This window comes from Mucilaginibacter glaciei, assembly GCF_014773245.1.
Taxonomy (GTDB): domain Bacteria; phylum Bacteroidota; class Bacteroidia; order Sphingobacteriales; family Sphingobacteriaceae; genus Mucilaginibacter; species Mucilaginibacter glaciei.
On the sequence record NZ_JACWMX010000005.1, the window covers coordinates 470,600 to 492,371 of the forward strand.

Consider the following 21,772-nt stretch of genomic DNA (forward strand, 5'->3'; position numbering starts at 1 on the left):
ATTACTCTGCGTGAATGCCTTCGCCTATCTCTTCGATAGTTTTTCGGTTAAAAGCATCCAGGTCGGCAGGCGTACGGCTGGTTATCAATCCGTTATCAACCACTACTTCTTCATCCACCCATTCGGCACCGGCATTCTTCAGGTCGGTTTGCAGGGATGGGTAGGAGGTTAATTTGCGGCCGCTGATCATGCCTGTTTCGATCAGCATTTGCGGACCGTGGCAAATAGCTGCAACGGGTTTACCTTCATCTAAAAATGCAGACACAAAGGCAACTGCATCTTTATTCTGGCGCAATTTATCCGGGTTTAAAACGCCGCCCGGTAATACCAGCGCGTCATAGTCATCCGGGCTTACCTCGCTTAATTGTTTGTCAACATCAATCTCAATTCCCCAGTCGGTTTTGTCCCATGCTTTAATTTTGCCGCTTTTTGGCGATATCACATGTACCGTTGCACCTGCTGCTTCTAAGGCCGCTTTAGGGCTGGTTAATTCTACCTGTTCAAATCCTTCTTCGGTTAGCAGTGCTACCTTTCTATTACTTAAATTTGCCATAACAATATTTTTATAGGTTATATGTATATAAACTACAAGGATAAAAAATTAAAGTTTTAAGAAAATTTAAATTAAATTTTAGATGACGCGTAGTTGATAAAGTTCATCGTCAACCCATAGTCTTCGGTACCCTTTCTACGGATGAAAAAGAAGTCGCGGGTGATCTTTAAGCCCTCGATGGGTACCTCTACCAGGTCGCCCTCGTTAAGCTCGCGGATAATGGACGGTTTAGGCATAAAACCCAGGCATTGGTCGGCCAGCAGAAAATTCTTCAAAGCTTCGGTACCACCCAGGCGGATCTTCACCGACAAGTCTGCCGGTTTGATGTTTAAGGCAGATAGGGCCCTTAACAAAGAGGTTAAGGTTCCGGATCCCCGCTCACGCACAGCCAGCGGCGTTTTAACAAACTGTTTCAGGGTTAGCGATTTGCCCGCCAGCGGACTTTTTGCCGAGCATACCGGGATCACCTCGTCGCTCATGAAGGGTTTATAGCTAACGGTGGTCAGTTTACTATCCGCTTCTATGATACCCAGGTCTACTTCGTGGTTGAGCAGTGCGTTCAGGATATACTCGGAATTGCGGTTAACCAGTTGCACACCCACGCTGGCGTACTCGCGTTGAAAGCCGGACAGGATGGAAGGCAGAATATATAGCGCAATAGTCGTGCTCGCTCCCAAACGTAAATGCCCTGCCGCGTTAGATGCATTGCTGAGAATAGACAAATCGTAATCTAACTTGCGTTCTATTTCGGTAGCCTGTAAAAGGTATTCGTTGAGCTTACTGCCTGCCTCGGTAAGCAGGATGCTGTTGCCCTTGCGCTCAAACAGTGCCACTTTGTACTGATCTTCTAACGCCTTCACATGTTTACTGATGGCAGGCTGGGTTACAAACAACACCTGCGCCGCCTTGCTGAAACTTAAGTTAGCAGCAACTTCCATAAAAACACGGTGAGCGAAAGAGATCATAATTGGCTATCGGAGATTGGAGTGAGTAGAATTCTTATTTTCGCAACGCTTTTTGATAACTTCTAATATCATTTCATTAAAGTCATCCATAATATAGTCAGCCCACCATTTTCCATAAAAGTTCAAATTTGAGGTTATTCTGTATCTACATGTGAGCTTAATAACATTTTCATGATTATTAATGGGTAAAATTTCATAGCTGCCATTTGTTACATCAAAGTAACGGCCGCCAATCATAACATGTTCGTCCAACGTTGTTGGTGGGATGGAGTTTGAGTCAACAATAATATTATACTTAAAACCTACGCCCTCTTCCCATCCACTTATCCTTTCCTGAAATTTAATGCCTTTCTCCCAAGTTATGCTTCTCGTGGCACCAATGCCATTTCTATTTAGTTCGCCGTTCAGTGGTTTAGGGATACCAATTAGATGAATAAAATGTGTTTCGATCTCTTCTTTTTTGATGTTCCTGACGTTTTTGATGTTAGTCCAAATAACATTGCGGTTTGCTTTAACTTTAATCGTTGTTGTTACCGTATTAAACTGATTACTGGCAGGAATGAAACCTTCGATAAAAATTAATATTAACGGCAGAAGTAAAGAACTGTAAAGAGGCGTTTTTTTGTCGCTGAATTTAAGTTTATAAAGACGTGATATGAATGCGCCTAACGTGCCCAATACCATGAATGGTCCTATGATTATTATGAGACAAATAGCTCCTTCAAAACCACATAAAATAGCTACAACACAAAAAGTAATTGTACTAAACCACGGTAAAAGAATAATTGTATAATAAGACTTTAATTGCTCGCGAGTTGTAAATACGACAGGGATTACACCAAGAATTATTGGAAGTATAAATACGTAAGAAATGGATACATAGCTATTAACTGTTTTAATTAATACAAGCGCCATCAAGTCATATGCACAGGCAGCAATTAAACCAATAAAAAAAATCAAAAGTCGATTTAATTTCATTTGTTGAATATATAAAAAGCCCTGCAGTTTTCACTACAAGGCTTTTAAAATCACCAATCTCTAAACTACGCCTCTACAGCCTGCCCTATTAAATGCTTCTCCACCAGATACTCAGCGATCTGAATGGCATTAGTTGCGGCACCTTTACGCAGGTTATCGGCAACTATCCAGCAGTTCAGGGTTTTTTCCTGGCTTTCGTCACGGCGAAGGCGGCCTATAAAAACTTCATCCTTATCGTGCGCGTCAAGCGGCATCGGGTATTTCAGGTTAGCTACATCGTCAACCACTATAATACCGGGCGAGTTCTCTAACAAGCTACGTACTTCGGCCAGGTCAAACTCATGCAAAAACTCAATATTAACCGACTCCGAGTGGCCGCCCATTACCGGGATGCGCACGGTGGTGGCGGTAACTTTAATGCTATCGTCGCCCATGATCTTGTTGGTTTCCTTCACCATCTTCATTTCCTCTTTGGTGTAACCGTTCTCGGTAAATACATCAATATGCGGTAATACGTTCAGGTCGATGGTGTATGGGTATGCTTTTGGCCCGTCGATGCCTTTGCGCTCGTTCATCAGCTGGTCAACAGCCTTAACACCCGTGCCGGTAACCGATTGGTAGGTGGATACTACCACGCGTTTTATTTTATATTTATCGTGAAGGGGCTTCAAGGCCACTACCATTTGTATGGTTGAGCAATTTGGGTTAGCGATGATCTTATCTTCAGCAGTCAAAACATCGGCATTTACTTCGGGCACTACCAGTTTTTTGGTAGGGTCCATACGCCAGGCCGACGAATTATCAATTACAGTTGTACCTGCTGCGGCAAATAAAGGGGCCTGCTCTAAAGACGCGCTTCCGCCTGCGCTAAACAGGGCTACATCGGGTTTCATACTAATCGCATCGGCAACAGAAACCACCTTATACTGCTTACCCTTATAAGTAATTTCTTTACCAATACTTTTTTCGGAAGCTACGGGGATTAATTCTGTAACCGGGAAGTTGCGTTCTGCCAGAACCTGCAACATTTTAGTGCCTACCAAACCGGTAGCACCAACAACTGCGACTTTCATTTTATTAATTGTTTTGTGAATAAACTCCAAATATGCAATTTTTTTGCGGAATGACGACTGCTTTAGTCTGGTAAATAATGTCTGGACTTCATCTATCGGGAAAGCATTGCGGACCTACGGCGCCTCCTCCATATTCCAGTACGATATTTCCCCCGAAAAAAATATTCGAACATCCATTGTTATATTCCTTAATTTGTGTGCTTGTTAAGTCCTTGTTGAATATCAAATAAGAGTACTTTCCCAAACCGCTCCTTGCAAATCCTATTTCGGTTACTGCCCTGTTTCCAATGGAAATACAATGCGCATCAATCAGAAGTTTTTTGATCTTCTTCAAGGTTTCATAATCCCAACCTACGAGTTTAAGCATCTCGTTTAGTTTTGTAGAATTATAAGTTAGGTTCCAGTCTTGCATTGATACTTTATTTGCCTTACTCTGGATATCTAAATCTATACTTTCAGGCGTTGTGACCAATTTATCGGCCGGTTTAAACTCAACGAATATTATAAAGCCTTTCGGGGTCAATTTAGCGTATTCAGTTTTTAACAGATCGATGGAATGATAATTTGATTTAATATTTTCAATCAATTGCTTTTTGCTGCTTCGTGGCATTGAAAACATCATTAATAAAAACTCTTTTGTTTGTTCGTTTCCTGATTTGTAATGCGTTAGAAATTCTTCTTTTTTATTTTTAGGCAAGTCTTTCACAATTGCTTGGGCAAGCGAATCTTTATTTATGGCTTTGTTGAATTGCTGGCCCGACGCGGTTGAAATAGCTGTCGCAATATATACCAGCAGCAAAACGAGGTACTTCATAATTAACTAAATTTATAGCTATAAGATTAAGTATTTATTTTGCCAATATTGTAAGCAATATGCAAAATCTGTGCGTCTGGTTAACTATAAATCACTTACAACGTTTTCGCCCAAATTTTTACCTTTGTACCCAAACCTGTGATTGAATGAGCGAAAAGATTTTAGTTATTGGCGCCAATGGGCAAATTGGTACCGAACTGGTAACGGCGTTGAGGAACATCCACGGCGCCGAAAACGTTGTAGCATCAGATATCAATAGCCCAAATTATGCTATCCGCAACAGCGGGCCCTTTGAGTTTGCCAACGTGCTGGATAAGGATAACCTGCATCATTTATTTGATAAGCACGGCCCAACACAAGTTTATTTACTGGCCGCCATGCTATCTGCCGTGGGCGAACAAAAACCTAAAATGGCCTGGGATTTAAACATGACCGGCCTTCTGCACGTGCTCGATTTTGCCGTAGAGTTTAAAACCGCCAAAGTTTTCTGGCCAAGCTCTATAGCTGTTTTCGGCCCGCATTCGCCACAGTATGATACCCCGCAATATTGCGTAATGGACCCTAACACGGTGTATGGTTTCAGCAAGCTGGCCGGCGAGCGCTGGTGCGAATATTACCACGCTAAATATGGTGTGGATGTACGCAGCATCCGTTACCCCGGCCTGATAGGCTGGCGCGCTAACCCCGGAGGCGGCACTACAGATTACGCGGTGCACATTTTCCACGAGGCGTTAAAGAATGGTAAATACCAAAGCTTCCTTTCTGCAGAAACCGCCTTGCCGATGATGTATATGGATGATGCTATTCGAGCTACCATCACTTTGATGGATGCACCCGCAGAGCGCCTGACCATCCGCTCGAGTTATAACCTGGCGGGCATCAGCTTTACGCCAACACAACTGGCAGAGCAGATCAAACAAACCCTGCCCGATTTCGAGATCAGCTATTCGGATAATGATCCACGACAAGCCATTGCCGATAGTTGGCCAAAATCAATAGACGATAGTCAGGCGCAACAAGATTGGGGCTGGCAAATAGAATATGATCTGGCTAAGATGACAGATGATATGTTAACCAATTTAAAGAACACCTTGTAACATAAACTAATTATATTTGACCATGGGCCATAGACCATGGTTCATCGACAAAAAATATGGGAAGAGCATTTGAATTCCGCAAAGAGAGAAAGTTTAAGCGCTGGGCCAAAATGGCCGTTCAGTTTACACGTTTAGGAAAAGAAATTGTAATGGCGGTTAAGGCCGGCGGCGGCGACCCTAACTCCAACTCGCGCCTGCGCACGGCTATACAAAACTCGAAAGCCGTTAACATGCCAAAGGATAGGGTGGAAGCCGCAATTAAGCGCGCTACCAGCCGCGATGAAAAGGATTACGAAGAAATTGTATATGAAGGTTATGCGCAGCATGGGGTAGCCATATTGGTAGAAACTGCTACCGATAACCTAAACCGTACCGTTGCCAACGTGCGCAGCTATTTTACCAAATATGGCGGTACTTTGGGTAAAACAGGTTCGCTTGACTTTATCTTTAGCCGTAAATCGGTATTTACGTTTGACCCCGGCGACCGCGACCTGGAAGAACTGGAGTTTGAACTGATAGATGCCGGTTTGGAAGACCTTTTTGTGGATACCGACGAGGAGGGTAACGAAATTGCGGTACTGCATACCGCTTACGAAGATTTTGGCAAGATGCAGAAGATGCTCGAAGAGTTAGGCATCGAAACTAAAACCGCCAAACTGGAACGTGTAGGGCAATCGTTTACTTCGGTTACCGAAGAGCAAGCTGCCGATGTGTTGAAGATCATTGACCGGTTAGAGGAAGATGACGATGTGCAAGCAGTGTACCATAATATGGCGGAGTAATTTGATTTCGGATTTCGGACGTTCGATTTCGGATTTAATATCATCGTGTCATTGCGAGGAACGTAGCGACGTGGCAATCTCTTTGCCAATTTACGTTCGACTGGATTGCCACGCTATCGTTCGCAAGGACATAGTTTTGATTTTTGATTTTTAACTTTTGAATTAATCACATGCCATTATTTTCATCACGTAAGGAAGAGAAAAAAGTTAAGGTAACATTTGCCAACGGTTTGCTTTTTGTTGAGAAGCCCGATGGCAAGCAACAGGCTTTTCCGCTGGAATGGTTCCCCAAATTGCTAAACGCTACCGACGAGGAGCGTGAGGACTGGAAGCAAACAGATAAAGGCATCAGGTTTGATAGCCTGGATACACATGTTGATTTTTAATGAGAATTAAGAAGTAAAAATCAAGAAACAAGAAGTAAGACAGCAAGGCGTTAGTCTTTACTCTTGCTTCTTATCTCTTATATCTTTTGTGACTATGACTTTTGAAGAGTTTTTTAAAAAGAAGAGGATAGACCTGGTTGCTTTGCGAAGCAGAGAGCCCGGCCTGTACTCGGAATTTGAAAAGCACTTTAACCAAATGGGCGAAAAGAGTTTCGACCACACCAAAAAATACTGGTTCAATAAGCTAAGGTTGCTCTATCACCTGGCACCTGAACTGAAGCCCGAAAAGGTTCACATAGAAAATCAACTGGCTGAACAAACTATCACCGAATCTTTATTAGAAGAAAAAATAGCCGCGCCATCGGTAGGGTTCAAACCGCGTTTTAAGGCGGGGGTTGCAAAGGTTGACGAGGTTAAAGAAGTTTCCGAATCAGAACAGGCACCACCAAAACCTGCCGGCTTTACATCAAGGTTTAAGGCAGGTGTTACCAAACCTAAACCTGTTGATGAAGTTAAAGAGGTTGAAGAAGCTGCCGGATCAGAACAGGCATCCCCAAAACCTGCCGGGTTTATACCCAGGTTTAAGGCCGGAGTTACCAAGCCGAAACCTGTTGATGAAGCTAAAGAAGTTGAAGAGATTAAAAAGGTTGAAGAAGCTGCAGGATCAGAACAGTCAACCCCCAAACCTGCGGGCTTTACACCAAGGTTTAAAGCAGGGATAACAAAGACTGCCCCTGTTGCAGTTGACACACCAACAGCTGATAGTGAAACCGTAAATACAGAAACGGAAAGCCCCGTTGAAGCTGCGCCTAAACCCACAGGCTTTAAGCCGAGGTTTAATATGAAAATGGTTGCGCCGAAACCTACAGAATACTTGACAGCGGGACAAACCGAAGATACACCTGCCGAACCTGTGGACAAAGAGCAAACTCCTGAAGAAGATAAGCCTGCGGAGGTATCTGCCGCGAAACCGGCTGGATTTAAACCACGCTTCAATGCGAAGATGATGAAGCCTAAACCGCCCGAAGAAGAAAAATAAAATCCACACTTAGTACTGAATAATATGGATCCCGAAGAGCTGCTGCAAGAAAAAGGCGGAGAAAAAGATAAACCGAAAAAGGATAGTCCGCTGGTAAGTTTAGAGCGCGACCTGAAATTCTTTAATGATTCGATACGTGAGGTTGCTACCGATATTCTGATGGAAGGCATCTCGACGCAGCCGATATTTGTAGCCCATCAGCATGAGTTAAAAATAGGCGAGCTGATTCTTGACCGTGCCGAGCTCAACACCGACTGGAGCATCCATGCATCAACGCTGGACGAGTTTGTAGAACGCGGCATTATCAAAGCCGAATTGAAAGACCGCTTCATCAACACCTATAAAAACCCTAACGAGTTTATGTGCGTGTTTGTGGTAACCCCAGAGGGCGCTAATTTTGTTTTTTATCCGTATGTGAAAAGTTAAGTTGTAAAAACCATCTGCTATATTTACACATCAAATATTTCCAACCATGCCTGATAAAAAGATCCTCATATTAAACAGTACGCAAATACAGCAAAAGATAGATCGGATTGCTTACCAGATCCTGGAAGATAATTTTGATGAGACCGAGATATTGATTGCGGGGATTTTGCCGCGTGGTAACCACATTGCTCAAAGGTTAAAGACTGTGCTGGATAGAATAGCTCCATTTACTAGTAAGCTGCTGGTTATCGAACTAAAAAAAGATAGCACAAGCCTTGATGCACAGATCAATTTTGATATTGAGGAATGCAGTAATAAAGTGATCGTACTGGTGGATGATGTATTAAATAGCGGTAAAACCCTGGCTTATGGTTTCGGCGTGTTTTTGGATGTTCCTTTAAAAAAACTCCGTACAGTGGTACTGGTAGACCGCAACCATAAAAACTTCCCGGTGACTACAGATTTTGCCGGTGTAGCCTTATCCACAGTTATTAAAGAACATGTTGATGTGGTAATAGGCGTAGAAGGCGAAGAGGATGCTGTTTATTTGAGGTAGGTCTTTCTCAGTGTTTTGCGAGGAGTGTAGCGAAGAGCGACTTCAGCATGCCCGCTTATTCTGTGAGATTGCCGCGCTATCGCTCGCAATGACATTGCGTTTTTAAATAGCCCCCACCACTTCCTTTAACCCATCTACACTCATACTCATACCATCTACATGGTGTGTTGCCTTTAAATAAAAACCTTCGCGTTCGGCTAATTTATGTTCGATGAATTCAGCCAAGTCGTCGCCCTTTTTGCCTTGCAGCACGGGGCGTGGCGTTTTGGCGTTTTCTAAGCGATGCGCAAGTGCTTTTGGTGATAGCTGAATGTAAAGCGTTTGCCCGTGACTGGTCATCCAGTCCATATTATCAAAAAAGCAGGGCAGGCCCCCGCCGGTCGATACTACCGTGTTTTCGGGATAGTCGGTGGTCTTCAGAATCTCTGATTCCAGCAGGCGGAACTTTTCTTCGCCATGAGTAGCAAAATATTCGGCAACAGTTGTACCTACCTGTGCTTCCAGTTTGTGATCCAGGTCAATAAAGGTAAAATCCAAACCAGCTGCCAGTTTGCGGCCCCAGGAGGTTTTGCCACAACCCATAAATCCTACTAAAAATATCAGGCTCATTGCTTACTCAGGTAGTTTTTAACCAGGTCCTCGTATTTAGGCATATTATGGAAATGCCATTTGTTAACCACGGTGCCATTTTTGATGAGCATAATACCGGGGTTTGCCCTTACCATTGTTTTTAGCGGAACCCCATCAGCATAAAATAATTCGCCAATCAGCTTTTGTTTTTTGGCGAATGGCTCGGCGTTTGACGGCGCATTGGAGGTAAGGATCACTACCCGTGTATTAAAATTCTGGATTAGGTTGGCTGATAGTGCATTGATCCTGCCTAACGCCTCGGTGTTGGTTTCCTCCAAATTGTAAGCCACTATCCACAAACTATAAAACGGACTCGACAATAATTCCTGGTTATAGTTATTACCGGTAGCATCCTGTATAGCCAGATCGCGGATCTTGGGTTCAAAACCTTTTTTAACCAGGCGGCTTTCGGGTGTGCCCTTTATTTCCCAGTTAGTATCCTTCCAGATAGCGGTTTTAAGGTATTCCTTATCGCTCATCTGCTTGGTTTCCTTCGTCTTTTTATTAACCAAATTATAGGTTACCTCAAACTCATCGGGCTTGGCACCCTGCGGTGTTTGCATTTCCTGTAAAATATTTGCCCCTACTTTGTACGGCAGGAAATCTACAACGGGTAAAAAGTTATAGGTATACAAGCCAAAGCCCACAAATATGACCGTGGCGGCTATTAATAGCTGGTCGCCGGTTTTTTTGTGGAAGATAGATCTGATGCTGGTTTTGTTTACAAAAAGCACTAATACTAATGCCAGTAAGATCATATCCTTGCCGAAGGACTGCCACGGTGTAAGTGGTATGGCATCGCCAAAGCATCCGCAGGTTTGTACCACTTTGAAAAACGCAGAGTAAAAGGTAAGGAAGCCGAAGAATACGATTAGCAACAGCAATCCCCATACTACCGATATGGCGCGCGCGCCTATCAGCAGTGCGAATCCAAGGATCATTTCAAGCGCGCAAAGGATGATTGCCATGCTCAACGCAAAACCGTTTAATGAGGTAAGGTGAAATACCTCAAAATATTCTTCGAGTTTATAAGAAAAACCCAGCGGGTCGTTCGCCTTTATCACACCCGAGAAGATGAATAACAGCCCAACGGCGATCCTGCAAAACCAAACTAAAGCGTTTTTCATTTTACTCCCAGTTTTATCAGCGCGAACACTGCGTAATTCAGCATGTCCTGGTAGTTGGCCTTTACACCTTCGCTCGCCAGGGTTTGGCCTTTATTATCTTCAATTTGCTTAACTCGCAGCAGTTTCATCAGTATCAGGTCTGTTAATGAACTGATCCGCATATCGCGCCATGCTTCGCCGTAGTCGTGGTTTTTGGCAAACATTAGCTCTTTTGTTTCATGCGCTTTCTCATCAAACAATCTTTCTACATGGTCTGCATTCAATTCAAACGGCGTTTCGTTGGTGGTGTCTAACTGCATCATCGCGATAACGCAATAGTTTACAATACCGATGTATTCGCCGGTAATGTCTTCATCAATCTTTGAAACCTTTTTTTCTTCGAGGGTGCGGATGCGCTGCGCTTTGATAAAGATCTGATCGGTGATAGATTGGGGCCGTAATATGCGCCATGCCGTACCATAATCGCGGGTCTTTTTCATGAAAAGGCCTTTGCAAATGGTTATTACCGCTTCGTATTCTGCTGCTGTGTTGCTCAAGTTATTGTCGTAAAGTATAGTTGTTATAAAGGTTGTAGATGTTGTAAAAGATGGTCAATTTTAACCCTTACAACACTTTAAACGTTTTTAACTAAAAGATGGCTAAAGATACATTTTTTCAGAAAAAAGTAACCTTAAATGCGGGCGGCAAATTGATTGACCTTTCATCGCCGAAGGTGATGGGGATCATCAACATTACGCCCGATTCTTTTTTTGCCGCAAGCCGTAAAACCGATATAGATGCCATCTTAAAGCAAGCTGAAAAAATGTTGGCAGACGGCGCCACCTTTTTAGACGTCGGCGCTTATTCATCACGCCCCGGCGCAGTTGATATTTCGGTACAGGAAGAAACCGACCGGCTGCTGCCTGCTATTGAGGTTATCGCTCAAAAGTTTCCTGAAGCTGTTATTTCTGCCGATACCTTCCGGGCAAGTGTTGCAGAGGGTGCAATCAAGGCTGGCGCACACATCATCAACGATATCTCGGGCGGGGAGCTGGACGCCGATATGTTTGCAACAGCTGCTCGATTACAAGTACCTTATGTGTTGATGCATATGCGCGGCAACCCGCAAACCATGACCCAGCTAACCGACTATGAAGATATTTTTGCCGAAGTGTACGATTATTTTTTAAAGAAGATTTATCAGTTAAAGCAGCTTGGGATACATGATATTATTCTTGATCCCGGCTTTGGTTTTGCCAAAAAATCGACAGATAGTTACGAATTGATCAATAAAATGCAGGGTTTCGATGCCTTGCAATTACCCATACTGACGGGCATCTCCCGTAAGAAGATGATTTATGGGCTGTTAAATTCCACAGCTAATGAAGCCTTAAACGGAACTACCGCACTAAATACTATTGCCTTAATGAACGGCGCAAGTATTTTGCGGGTCCACGATGTGAAAGAAGCTGTTGAAGCGGTAAAGATATGGCAAGCGGTTACTTTATCTTAGTATAGTTGTAAACCGGCCCGTCGGCTGCATTGCTCCCAATAAGTATAGTGCCTGGTTTGAATTGGAAGGCGTCGCTATAATCGGGATTGGTAAATGTTATCGACCCTGCGTTAAACTCACCTAACTTTTCGGTAAAGTTTATTTTAAAGTTCCCGTTACTAACTACCTTATCATCTAAATATTTAATATACGTTCCGTTATTGTTAAACTGGTAAACCTCGTTTTTAATTGGTGCCGGGGTATATGGGCCCTGTACAATGCCATTGCCACCACCCGAATTGGTAAGCTTCCAGGTGCCGTAAACAGAGTTTTCTACCTTGTCTTTTTTGCAGGAGATAGCTGCAAACGCAAAGAGCATAACTATTATGATGATCTTTTTCATAACAGTTACTTATTTTATTTTGATATACAAATACGTAGGTCCGTCAGCAATTGATGTGCCAATAGTCATAGAATCTTTTTTAATGGCAAACGCGTCGGAATAATCAGGATTGGTAAAAGTGATGCTACCATATTTATAGCCGCGTTCCTCGCCCACGTATTTTATAGCGAAAGAACCTTTGTCTGTTTTGGCATCTTTTGTTCTCACGTAAGTTTCGCTGGTATTAAACTGATATCGCTCGCCTTTACCCGGGGCAATTACTTCGTTAATGCCCCAACCGCCGCCAATGTGCCGTAATTCCCAAGTGCCATACAGCCCGGGTCTAACGGGTGTGTTTGTGTTTTCCTTTTTGCAGGATGCCAATGTAGCAAGAGCAATTAACGCGGTAAGTAGATGCTTTTTCATAAAGGTGTTTTATAGTATTACGCGGTACTAATACAATGTGCTACAGCAGGGTAGAGATTTTTATCCAACCAATTCCAGCATTTTCAATATGCTGTCGATGTATTCGCGGTTGTTGGCCAGGCGCGGTACTTTATGCTGCCCGCCAATTTTGCCCCGCTCTTTCATCCAGTTAAAGAAAGTACCTTCGGCTACTTTGTGAACTTGAGGCCGGCGCAAGGCCATATCCTTAAAGCGCTTGGCGTCGTAATCGGAGTTTACGCGGCGCAGGGTTTCGTCAAGCAAATCAATAAAGCGGTCAAACTCTGCAGGTTTTTGCTCAAATTCAATCAACCATTCATGTGCGCCGCATTCATTGCCTTTAAAATAAACAGGAGCAGCAGTGTAATCACGAATGATAGCGCCTGTTTGTGAGCAGGCCTCGGCCAGTGCGCGTTCGGCGTTGTCTATGATTAGTTCTTCGCCAAAAGCGTTGATAAAATGTTTGGTGCGGCCGGTGATCTGGATGCGATAGGGCGACAGGGAACTGAACCTTACGGTATCGCCTATCATATATCGCCATAAGCCGGCATTAGTACTAATAATGAGTGCGTAATTTTTATTGAGCTCCACCTCATCTAAGGTTAAGGTTTCCGGGTTCTCGTCGTTAAGTTTTTCCAGCGGTAAAAACTCGTAAAAAATGCCGTAATCCAGCATCAATAATAAATCGCCGGGGTCTTCCTGATCTTGTATGCCAAAGAAACCTTCAGATGCATTATAGGTTTCCAGGTAATACATCTCTTCATTAGGTATCAGCATTTTAAACTGCTCGCGGTAAGGCGTAAAGTTAACCGCGCCGTGAAAATACAGTTCCAGGTTAGGCCAAACCTCTAACAAGTTCTTTTTACCGGTGATTTCCAAAATGCGTTTAAACAGCAGGATGTTCCAGGTGGGTACGCCGCTGATGCTGGTTACATTAACATCTTTGGTAGCATAGGCCATCTTCTCGATTTTCTCCTCAAAGTTTTCTATCAGTGCGATATCCAAATGGGGAGTACGGTAAAACTCGGCCCAAAGCGGCAGGTTTTTCATCAGCACGGCAGACAGATCGCCAAAAGATGTATCTGAATTAAGCTGACCAATTTGGTGGCTACCGCCCAGCGTTAAACTTTTACCGGTAAACACGCGGGCATTCGGGCGGTTATTAAAATAAAGGGTAAGCATATCCTTGCCCCCTTTAAAATGGCATTCTTCTAAAGATTCTTCGCTAACGGGGATAAACTTACTGCGATCGCTTGTAGTGCCGGATGATTTGGCAAACCAGCGGATCTCTGACGGCCAAAGCACATTTTTTTCGCCGGTGAGCATCCGCTCTATATAGGGCTTTAACGTATCGTAAGTTTGGATAGGTACGCGCTCTTTAAAATGCGCCAGGTTTTCGATGCTTTTGTAGTGGTGCTGTTTGCCCCACTGGGTATTTTCGGCACCGGCCACTAATTGCTCAAACCATTCTTCCTGTACTTCATTGGGGTATTTCATAAAAAGCTCTATCTGGTGGATACGCTTTTTCATGAACCAGGTAAATACGGAATTAAAAATGGTCATGGGTTGTAAGTTATTTGTAGATAGTCTATGGACTAAATTTTACTGGGCAAATGTTTTTCTTTTCAATACAAAGTTTGCCCCAAGATAAACTTTTCTTACCATTTCATTAGCGGCCAAAACTTCGGGCACGCCCGATTCTAATAATTTGCCTTCAAACAGCAGGTAGGCCCTGTCGGTAATGGATAAAGTTTCCTGTACATTGTGATCGGTTATCAAAATACCAATGTTGCGGTGGCGCAGTTTGGCTACCATCGCCTGGATCTCCTCTACCGCAATAGGGTCAACCCCTGCAAAGGGCTCATCCAGCAAAACAAAGTTAGGTTCGGCAGCAAGTGCACGGGCAATCTCGGTACGTCGGCGCTCGCCACCTGATAATAGGTCGCCACGGTTGCGGCGCACTTTGTGCAGGCTGAACTCGTCTATCAGTTCCTCCAGTTTATCGCGCTGCTTTTCCTTACTCATTTTGCCCATTTCCAGCACGGCTTTGATGTTATCCTCAACAGACAGCTTCCTGAAAACCGAAGCTTCCTGCGCCAGGTAGCCTATACCCTTTTGGGCACGGCGGTACATTGGGTCGCCTGTAATATCCTGATCATCCAGAAATATCTTCCCCTCATTAGGTTTTATCAACCCCACTATCATATAAAACGACGTGGTTTTACCCGCACCATTAGGCCCAAGTAAACCCACAATTTCGCCCTGCGCTACATTAAACGTAACATCGTTAACAACGGTGCGCTGTTTATATTTCTTAACTAAATTCTCTGCCCTAAGGATCATATCTGAACCGTTGATTTAATTGATTTTTTGATTGCGCTGATGTTAATCACTATTCTCTATAGACTACTCTCTATTTACCAACCGTATTCCCTTTATATTCAATTGTATAGTACGTTGTTCGCGCCAAACATTCTCTTCAATGGTATAGCAAACATCAAAAGGCACGTCGGGTTTAAGCAACGGCAAGTATTCGGCATGGTTAAAAGCGATGCAACTAAACGCTGCCGCCCCTGGTTGCATAATGGCCATCTTAACATGATTGCCACCAACCAAACCTACATTGCCGCTAACATACACATTTTTGGTAATGAATACCGGCGCCATATTCTCCGGCCCAAAGGGCGAGAACTGCGTCATTATCCTATAGAACTTCGAGGTAATATTGGCTAACGTTATTTCGGCATCTATCTTTATTTGCGGTATTAGCAACTCATCGGTGATGGTGCTGCTCACCACTTGCTCGAATTTCTCCATAAAGGCGGGTACGTTTTCCGGCTTCATGGTTAGGCCCGCAGCATATTTGTGCCCGCCGAATTGAGTGAGCAGGTCGCTGCAACCACAAAGTGCCTCATATAGATCGTATCCCAAAACGGAGCGTGCCGAGCCCGCCACATGCCCGTTAGACTGGGTAAGCACAACAGTTGGGCGATAATATTTTTCGGTAAGGCGTGATGCTACTATGCCGATAACCCCTTTGTGCCAGTTTTGATTAAATACCACGGTGGATTTACGGGCGATCAGCACATCATCATTATCGATAACACTTAGCGCTTCCTGCGTAATCTGCAGGTCGTGCCCCTTGCGTTCGGTATTCTGGATGTTGATCATGTCGCCTTTTTCGCGGGCGGCATCTTCGTGGCAGGCTATCAAAAGTGCTACCGCATTTTTTGCATCATCTATTCGCCCAGCGGCGTTGATACGCGGGCCTAACAGGAACACCACATCAGATATGGTATATTCGGTTGATTTACCGGCGACCTCCATCAGCATTTTTACACCGATACACGGATTGGAATTGATTTTTTGAACGCCCAGATAAGCTAATACGCGGTTCTCGCCGGTAATGTGCACAATATCGCAAGCTATACTGATGGCCACCAGGTCGAGGTATTCGCTTACCGTTTCAAAGGGCAAGCCATTTTTTTCGGCATAAGCCTGGATCAGTTTAAACCCAATGCCACAGCCCGAAAGTTCTTTATAAGGATAGTCGCAATCCGGCCGTTTAGGGTCAAGGATGGCAACAGCGGCGGGTAACTCATTGCCGGGTAAGTGGTGATCACAAATAATAAAATCTACCCCAAGGGTATTGGCATAAGCTATTTTGTCGACAGATTTGATCCCGCAGTCTAATGCAATGATTAGTTTAAAGCCGTTTTGGGCGGCATAATCAATACCCGCGGTCGAGATACCGTAGCCTTCTTTGTAACGATCGGGGATATAGTATTCTAAATTGCTGTAAAACTTGTTGAAGAAACTGTATACCAATGCAACAGATGTGGTTCCATCCACGTCGTAATCGCCGTAAATTAAAATCTTTTCATTGTTGGCTATGGCCTGCTCGATGCGGTCGATGGCCTTTTCCATATCCTGCATCAGGAAAGGATCGTGCAGGTGCAGGTCGCTCGGTCGGAAGAAGTATCTGGCTTCCTCAAAATTGGTTATGCCGCGATGAGCTAACAGGTTACTCAAAACCGGACTGATGTTGAGTGCTGCCGATAGTTCTTGTACTACACTATCATTAGCCGCTTCTTTTAACACCCACCGTTTAGTCATTTATCTGTTTGTATCTAAAAAAATGTAAAGATAGCTAATGGTAATAGAAACGCTAAGTGCGCGGTAAAATTTTGATCAACAAAATAATGGTAAGTAATAATGCGCAACCGGCAGCTATCTTGCCCCCAGCACCTGGTATTTGGCACCGTTTGACGGATCGGCGGCAGTCAGGATATTCATAGCCTGCATTTTTTCTTGCGGTGCAGCGTTGCTGAAGATAGATACCAGTTCGTCATCCTTAGCGGTGTAAAATGCCAAAGGTAAGTACGAGCCAAGGCGTTTACGATCTACCTGCTGCAAAACGGGTAACAAAGCAGCAATGGCTTTGCGGCCTTTGGAAGGGTTATCGGCCATTACATCTAAACCATTGCGGTGATATTCGTAGATGAAGCCGCGCAGATTGAGGTAGAGTTTATTGTTCAGATTTTCGGATAGCCAGTAGCGGTTAAGGTTACTGTCAAAAGCTTTCCATCCTTTGAATGAACTTGTTTGTGCATTAATGGCCACGTTTTGTGCGGCTGAAAAATATGGCGACCCACCGTAACGTGAAAACGAATCATAATCCATACCTACAATTATGTAGGCATAAAATGCCATTATCGAACTGAGGTTATTTTGAAAGTTCTGGTCGCTGTAATCAATAGTTTGGCCCTCCGTGTAGGTGAAATCAACATCCCTATCATTAATATTTAACAAGGTTGATGTATAGGTAGAGTTATAAATGGGCCGTGACGATTGCACTTGCAGTTCGCCGCTAAAGTTGCTGCCGCCGTCCCAGTTGGTCACATTAAAAACAAAATTGCAGGCAATCCGCTCATTTGGGGCTATAACATCTGCAGCCCATTTGCGGCCGTTCAAAAAATCCTTCATTGCGGTTTCCAGCGTTTGAAGGATACGTTTATTGGTGATCTGAATTTTGGGAGCCACCACTTTTACCCGGGCGTTCAGATCCTGGGCATTTGCAAAGCAGCAGGCAGTCAGTAAAAGGGTAATCAGGATTGCTCTCTTCATTTTTTGATCAGTTCGACAACTTTCGCACAAATATCTTTAGCCACTTCGGTTTTACTCTTAAGGTCGTAAACGGTTGCCTTGAGTGTGCGGTCTATCAAAGTTACCTTATTCGTATCGCTTTTAAAACCTGCGCCACTGTCATTTAACGAATTTAGAACGATCAGGTCCAGGTTTTTGCGCTTGAGTTTATCTATTGCATATTGTACCTCATTCTCTGTCTCTAAGGCAAAGCCCACCAAAATCTGGCCGGTACGTTTTTGGGCACCGAGCGTTTTAAGAATATCTGTAGTTTTTATCAGTGCGATGGTTAACTCATCGTCCTGTTTCTTGATCTTCTGATCGGCCACTACAGCAGGCGTATAATCGGCAACAGCGGCACACATAATGCAAGCCCTTGCCTTATCGAAATGTTGTAAACAGGCATCCAGCATCTGCGCAGCGCTCACCACATCTGTACGTTTAATGCTTTTCTGTTTGCTTAACTGTGCGGTTGGCCCGGCAATTAAGGTAACATCGGCACCTAAGGCGGCTAATTCATCTGCTAAAGCAAAGCCCATTTTACCAGATGAGTGGTTGCCGATAAACCGCACCGGGTCAATAGCCTCATAAGTTGGGCCTGCGGTAACCAATACCCTTACATCCGCCAAAGGCGATTTGCTTTTGATATCATCTGCCAGGAAAGACACAATCTCTTCCGGCTCGGCCATGCGGCCTTCACCGTGCAGGCCGCTTGCCAGCTCACCGCTACCCGGGGGGATCAATATATTTCCGTACGATTGGATTTGATCGATATTGCCTTGTGTCGATTCATGCTTCCACATGTCCAGATCCATAGCGGGCGCAAAGTACACCGGGCATTTGGCAGACAAATACACGGCGGTCAGTAAATTGTCAACCAAGCCGCCCGCCATTTTAGCCATGGTATTGGCACTTGCCGGGGCAATGATCATGAGGTCGCCCCATAGTCCCAGCTCTACATGGTTATTCCATTCGCCGGTTTCCTGCTCAAAATATCTGGTATAAACCGGGTTTTTAGATAAGGTAGATAGCGTAAGCGGGGTTATAAAATTGGTAGCGTCTGGTGTCATCACCACCTGTACATTTGCGCCGGCCTTAACCAGTAAACGTACGAGCGACGCCGTTTTGTAGGCAGCAATGCTGCCGCAAACCCCTAACAGTATGTTTTTACCCTCAAGCATATTCCTTGTATCCGCCAAAGGCGCAACCATTTTATAAAAGTTAAATGTAACAAAAAACTCCCTTAGCGGGAGTTCTTTCTATATCATCTTCGGCACGCCCTATTTAGACGAGCGGTTACACTACAATTCCTTAGCCTCTTTAGCCGGGTTACGGTAGTATATTTTGTTATCTAAAAATTCCTGAACAGCTACCAAAGTAGGTTTAGGCATTCTTTCGTAATGTTTAGAGATCTCTATTTGCTCGCGGTTTTCAAAAACCTCTTCCAGGTTATCGTTAGCCGATGCAAATTCAGAAAGTTTTTGGTGTAATTCTTCCTTGATATTGTTCGAGATCTGGTTTGCCCTTTTTGACATAATAACAAGCGACTCATATATGTTGTCGGTTTTCACATCCAGTTCGCGCAAATCACGGGTTACTGTGCTGCTTGCTACAGCTGGTTTGTTTGCATTATTAGCGTTCATGTCTTTTAATTATTAGCTGGTATTTTTTGATTATCTTTTCCTTTAACTGATGGCGGCGTTATAGCTGTAGTATCTTTTTTAGCAAGTTTTTCGGCAAGCCTCGGGTTTACAGCAGCTTCGGCCAGTGTTCTTTTTGCAGTAATTATACCGCGCTGGCTACCGTTTTTTAAACCTGCTACATCTTTAGCATATTTACTGGCTTCATATTTCTCCGTAAATTGATCGGCGTATGAAATAGCCTGGTTATAACGTTCTTCTTTTCTTTCCTCGCGGCTTACGTTGGCATACTCATATTGGGCCTTAATAATAAGGTATTCCAATTCTTCGGCGTATTTGGTATCCGGGTAATCGCGCAGCATATTATTGAAAGCAATAACCGACGATTGAAAATCGCCAATTACCAAGTACAATTTTGAGTTGGCATAGGCCTTCTCTTCTAATTTATCACGTAAGTTTTGTATCAGCTTACTTGCTTCAGTAACACGGTCGCTCTTCGGGTACAAGTTAATAAATAACTGTAACGATTCAATGGCCTTCTGTGTGTTCTCCTGGTCAAGCGAGTAAATGGGCGAATCCAGGTAAAAGCAATAAGCTGCAATAAAGCGGCACTCCTCGGCCCGGGGGCTTGATGGGTACGTATCTGCAAATGTTTTAAAGTGGTAACGGGCGGCGGTATAATCCTTTAGCTTATAATTGGTATAAGCATAATAATAATACAGGTCCTCATAACCGGTACGGCCACGGTAACGGCCAACCAGATCTTCAAATAAACCAAGCGCTTTGCTGTAGTCCTTTTTATTATAAAGCTTTACGGCTTCAGAGTATTTTTTAGCGTTATCGTTACTGGCCTTTAACTTTTCGTATTTGCTTTTACAACTGCCAAGCGTAATAACAATTAGCAACAATACGCTTGAAAATAGGAATAGTTGTTTTTTAAACATTTTGCAAAGATAGTTGAATATTATAAATGAGTCAATTATTTATTTAGCAGGCGAATATATAACGCCCAAGGCGCACCTTATATATATAGTGTATGTATTTAACATCTTTTAACGTATTGATTAGTGCAGATTGTAAACGCAGTATACTTACTTTAGGTATGCTGTATATAGTATATAATGCCACAAGTTATAGCTACGGAGCACTTACATTATATATAATAGTTACGCATATAACATAAGGTAGAATTTGCCTGCAGGTTAGATTGCCTCATTTGATTCGCTTTTTTGATTGGCGTTATACATGGGCGTTGCCTGCGGCCGGGCTTTCTGGGGCTGCGCTGCGCTCCGGCCACTTCCGCCGCCGCTCATGCCCGCGCATCGTGGCTAAACCCCTCCAATCCCTAACGCAAAACGGTATCGTAAACTATTTGTCAGACACCTTTCATAAAATAAAAGCAACCGAAAACGGAACGTTTAAGCATCGGCATCTCAATTTGGCCCATAAATTGAAATTTTTGTGCCTTATTTTCAGCGTGTTAAAACTACACTAACCAAAATAATATGAAAGCATTTGCAGATGCCAAAAAGCTGCGTACCTTTGCAGCCCGCAAACAAAATAACGGGACGTTCTGTGAAAAACTACAGCAAAAACTTTAAAAATAAAGTTTGCAAATTCAACAAAGGTTAATACCTTTGCAGCCCGCAAAAGAGGAAACGATTTAGCGGAAAGTACATTGAAAAAAACAAACAAGACTTTTAAAAATAAAGTTTGGAAAATTAACAAAGGTTGCTACCTTTGCAGCCCGCAACGCCGAAAGGAAAAGCGGTTGTTAATTGAAATCAAGCTTTAGAAATTAAAAAAAATAAAGTTTGTAAATAAAGAAAAGGTTTTTACCTTTGCAATCCCAAAACGAGGGAGTCGGAAATCGGAAACGATTGAAGATAAAGAGTTGAAAGTTTGAAGCAATTTCAAACGATAAAAATTGAAAGTTGAGGTCGCAATGACCGACAACATAAAGCAGAGCCGCGAGGTGAAGCGCAAAGTTCTTAAAAGAGATAGAGAATAAATTATGCAGCGTAACATCAGTCTTCGATCCGGAGGCTGACAAGTTATAAGCGAAGCTTGAGCAACGGGATATTGTAAGAGAATATTTTTTTTTACAAGTTTCTATTAATTGAGTTAATAGGGCTTGGATACAAACAAACACATTATACAATGGAGAGTTTGATCCTGGCTCAGGATGAACGCTAGCGGCAGGCCTAATACATGCAAGTCGAACGGGATTGAGAAGCTTGCTTTTCATGAGAGTGGCGCACGGG

General features: G+C 43.5%; 24 protein-coding genes and 1 rRNA gene. 8 read left to right on the forward strand and 17 right to left on the reverse strand.

Annotation, left to right across the window (positions count from 1 at the left end; all coding sequences use genetic code 11):
* Nucleotide 1: 1 nt before the first annotated feature.
* The 5 genes from IDJ76_RS14575 to IDJ76_RS14595 all read right to left on the reverse strand — a co-directional run bounded on the left by IDJ76_RS14575 (nt 2) and on the right by IDJ76_RS14595 (nt 4,383).
* A complete protein-coding gene (locus IDJ76_RS14575; RefSeq protein WP_191164065.1) occupies nt 2-553 on the reverse strand; it encodes a type 1 glutamine amidotransferase domain-containing protein in 552 nt (183 codons plus the stop codon).
* Nucleotides 554-624: 71 nt separating this feature from the next.
* On the reverse strand, nt 625-1,518 hold the full coding sequence (locus IDJ76_RS14580) for a LysR family transcriptional regulator (protein WP_191164066.1): 894 nt from the start codon (nt 1,516-1,518) through the stop codon (nt 625-627).
* Between the two features lie 6 nt (nt 1,519-1,524).
* Nucleotides 1,525-2,496, reverse strand: coding sequence for a hypothetical protein (locus tag IDJ76_RS14585; protein WP_191164067.1), 972 nt, complete (start codon nt 2,494-2,496; stop codon nt 1,525-1,527).
* Nucleotides 2,497-2,561: 65 nt separating this feature from the next.
* Nucleotides 2,562-3,569: an aspartate-semialdehyde dehydrogenase gene (locus tag IDJ76_RS14590; protein WP_191164068.1), complete on the reverse strand. Its 1,008-nt coding sequence runs from the start codon at nt 3,567-3,569 to the stop codon at nt 2,562-2,564.
* Between the two features lie 88 nt (nt 3,570-3,657).
* Nucleotides 3,658-4,383: a hypothetical protein gene (locus IDJ76_RS14595; protein ID WP_191164069.1), complete on the reverse strand. Its 726-nt coding sequence runs from the start codon at nt 4,381-4,383 to the stop codon at nt 3,658-3,660.
* Nucleotides 4,384-4,529: 146 nt separating this feature from the next.
* On the opposite strand from IDJ76_RS14595, the gene IDJ76_RS14600 reads away from it, so the two are divergent.
* The 6 genes from IDJ76_RS14600 to IDJ76_RS14625 all read left to right on the forward strand — a co-directional run bounded on the left by IDJ76_RS14600 (nt 4,530) and on the right by IDJ76_RS14625 (nt 8,669).
* Entirely contained in the window at nt 4,530-5,480 is a 951-nt protein-coding gene (locus IDJ76_RS14600; RefSeq protein WP_191164070.1) for an NAD-dependent epimerase/dehydratase family protein, read from the forward strand.
* 56 nt (nt 5,481-5,536) lie between these two features.
* On the forward strand, nt 5,537-6,262 hold the full coding sequence (locus IDJ76_RS14605; RefSeq protein ID WP_191164071.1) for a YebC/PmpR family DNA-binding transcriptional regulator: 726 nt from the start codon (nt 5,537-5,539) through the stop codon (nt 6,260-6,262).
* Between the two features lie 170 nt (nt 6,263-6,432).
* Nucleotides 6,433-6,648, forward strand: a complete 216-nt coding sequence (locus IDJ76_RS14610; protein ID WP_191164072.1) for a DUF2442 domain-containing protein — start codon at nt 6,433-6,435, stop codon at nt 6,646-6,648.
* A 94-nt stretch (nt 6,649-6,742) separates the two neighbouring features.
* Entirely contained in the window at nt 6,743-7,687 is a 945-nt protein-coding gene (locus tag IDJ76_RS14615) for a hypothetical protein (protein ID WP_191164073.1), read from the forward strand.
* A 24-nt stretch (nt 7,688-7,711) separates the two neighbouring features.
* The gene (locus IDJ76_RS14620; protein WP_191164074.1) at nt 7,712-8,113 is read left to right on the forward strand and encodes a hypothetical protein; all 402 of its coding nucleotides are present in this window, start codon (nt 7,712-7,714) and stop codon (nt 8,111-8,113) included.
* Nucleotides 8,114-8,159: 46 nt separating this feature from the next.
* Nucleotides 8,160-8,669 (forward strand): phosphoribosyltransferase family protein, encoded by a 510-nt coding sequence (locus IDJ76_RS14625; RefSeq protein ID WP_191164075.1) that lies wholly within the window; start codon nt 8,160-8,162, stop codon nt 8,667-8,669.
* A gap of 102 nt (nt 8,670-8,771) precedes the next feature.
* On the opposite strand, the gene IDJ76_RS14630 is transcribed toward IDJ76_RS14625, so the two are convergent.
* The 3 genes from IDJ76_RS14630 to IDJ76_RS14640 are packed head-to-tail and all read right to left on the reverse strand — an operon-like array spanning nt 8,772 to nt 10,905.
* On the reverse strand, nt 8,772-9,278 hold the full coding sequence (locus IDJ76_RS14630) for a shikimate kinase (RefSeq protein WP_191164076.1): 507 nt from the start codon (nt 9,276-9,278) through the stop codon (nt 8,772-8,774).
* Nucleotides 9,275-10,426 carry a BT_3928 family protein gene (locus IDJ76_RS14635; protein WP_191164077.1) on the reverse strand — a complete coding sequence of 384 codons (1,152 nt, stop codon included), beginning with the start codon at nt 10,424-10,426 and terminating at the stop codon, nt 9,275-9,277. The genes IDJ76_RS14630 and IDJ76_RS14635 overlap by 4 nt, the downstream gene beginning before the upstream one ends.
* Nucleotides 10,423-10,905, reverse strand: coding sequence for a DUF1599 domain-containing protein (locus IDJ76_RS14640; RefSeq protein WP_191164104.1), 483 nt, complete (start codon nt 10,903-10,905; stop codon nt 10,423-10,425). Before IDJ76_RS14640 ends, IDJ76_RS14635 begins: the two co-directional genes overlap by 4 nt.
* Nucleotides 10,906-11,060: 155 nt before the next feature.
* On the opposite strand from IDJ76_RS14640, the gene folP reads away from it, so the two are divergent.
* Nucleotides 11,061-11,918, forward strand: coding sequence for a dihydropteroate synthase (gene folP, locus IDJ76_RS14645; RefSeq protein WP_191164078.1), 858 nt, complete (start codon nt 11,061-11,063; stop codon nt 11,916-11,918).
* Here the strand turns inward: folP and IDJ76_RS14650 are convergent.
* The 9 genes from IDJ76_RS14650 to IDJ76_RS14690 all read right to left on the reverse strand — a co-directional run bounded on the left by IDJ76_RS14650 (nt 11,905) and on the right by IDJ76_RS14690 (nt 20,452).
* Nucleotides 11,905-12,300 carry a hypothetical protein gene (locus tag IDJ76_RS14650; RefSeq protein WP_191164079.1) on the reverse strand — a complete coding sequence of 132 codons (396 nt, stop codon included), beginning with the start codon at nt 12,298-12,300 and terminating at the stop codon, nt 11,905-11,907. The two genes, folP and IDJ76_RS14650, sit on opposite strands and share 14 nt — an antisense overlap.
* Nucleotides 12,301-12,309: 9 nt before the next feature.
* Nucleotides 12,310-12,705: a hypothetical protein gene (locus IDJ76_RS14655; RefSeq protein WP_191164080.1), complete on the reverse strand. Its 396-nt coding sequence runs from the start codon at nt 12,703-12,705 to the stop codon at nt 12,310-12,312.
* 60 nt (nt 12,706-12,765) lie between these two features.
* On the reverse strand, nt 12,766-14,286 hold the full coding sequence (locus IDJ76_RS14660) for a GH3 auxin-responsive promoter family protein (protein WP_191164081.1): 1,521 nt from the start codon (nt 14,284-14,286) through the stop codon (nt 12,766-12,768).
* A gap of 39 nt (nt 14,287-14,325) precedes the next feature.
* Complete coding sequence (lptB, locus tag IDJ76_RS14665) at nt 14,326-15,066, reverse strand: LPS export ABC transporter ATP-binding protein (RefSeq protein ID WP_191164082.1); 741 nt, start codon at nt 15,064-15,066, stop codon at nt 14,326-14,328.
* A 63-nt stretch (nt 15,067-15,129) separates the two neighbouring features.
* The gene (recJ, locus tag IDJ76_RS14670; RefSeq protein ID WP_191164083.1) at nt 15,130-16,839 is read right to left on the reverse strand and encodes a single-stranded-DNA-specific exonuclease RecJ; all 1,710 of its coding nucleotides are present in this window, start codon (nt 16,837-16,839) and stop codon (nt 15,130-15,132) included.
* A 114-nt stretch (nt 16,840-16,953) separates the two neighbouring features.
* Nucleotides 16,954-17,850, reverse strand: a complete 897-nt coding sequence (porD, locus tag IDJ76_RS14675) for a type IX secretion system protein PorD (protein ID WP_191164084.1) — start codon at nt 17,848-17,850, stop codon at nt 16,954-16,956.
* Nucleotides 17,847-19,049, reverse strand: coding sequence for a bifunctional phosphopantothenoylcysteine decarboxylase/phosphopantothenate--cysteine ligase CoaBC (coaBC, locus tag IDJ76_RS14680; protein WP_191164105.1), 1,203 nt, complete (start codon nt 19,047-19,049; stop codon nt 17,847-17,849). Before coaBC ends, porD begins: the two co-directional genes overlap by 4 nt.
* Before the next feature lie 120 nt (nt 19,050-19,169).
* On the reverse strand, nt 19,170-19,511 hold the full coding sequence (locus IDJ76_RS14685) for a DNA-directed RNA polymerase subunit omega (protein ID WP_191164085.1): 342 nt from the start codon (nt 19,509-19,511) through the stop codon (nt 19,170-19,172).
* A 5-nt stretch (nt 19,512-19,516) separates the two neighbouring features.
* Entirely contained in the window at nt 19,517-20,452 is a 936-nt protein-coding gene (locus tag IDJ76_RS14690) for an outer membrane protein assembly factor BamD (protein WP_191164086.1), read from the reverse strand.
* Between the two features lie 1,213 nt (nt 20,453-21,665).
* Between IDJ76_RS14690 and IDJ76_RS14695 the strand changes: the two genes are divergently transcribed.
* Nucleotides 21,666-21,772, forward strand: a 16S ribosomal RNA gene (locus tag IDJ76_RS14695); the annotation flags it as partial.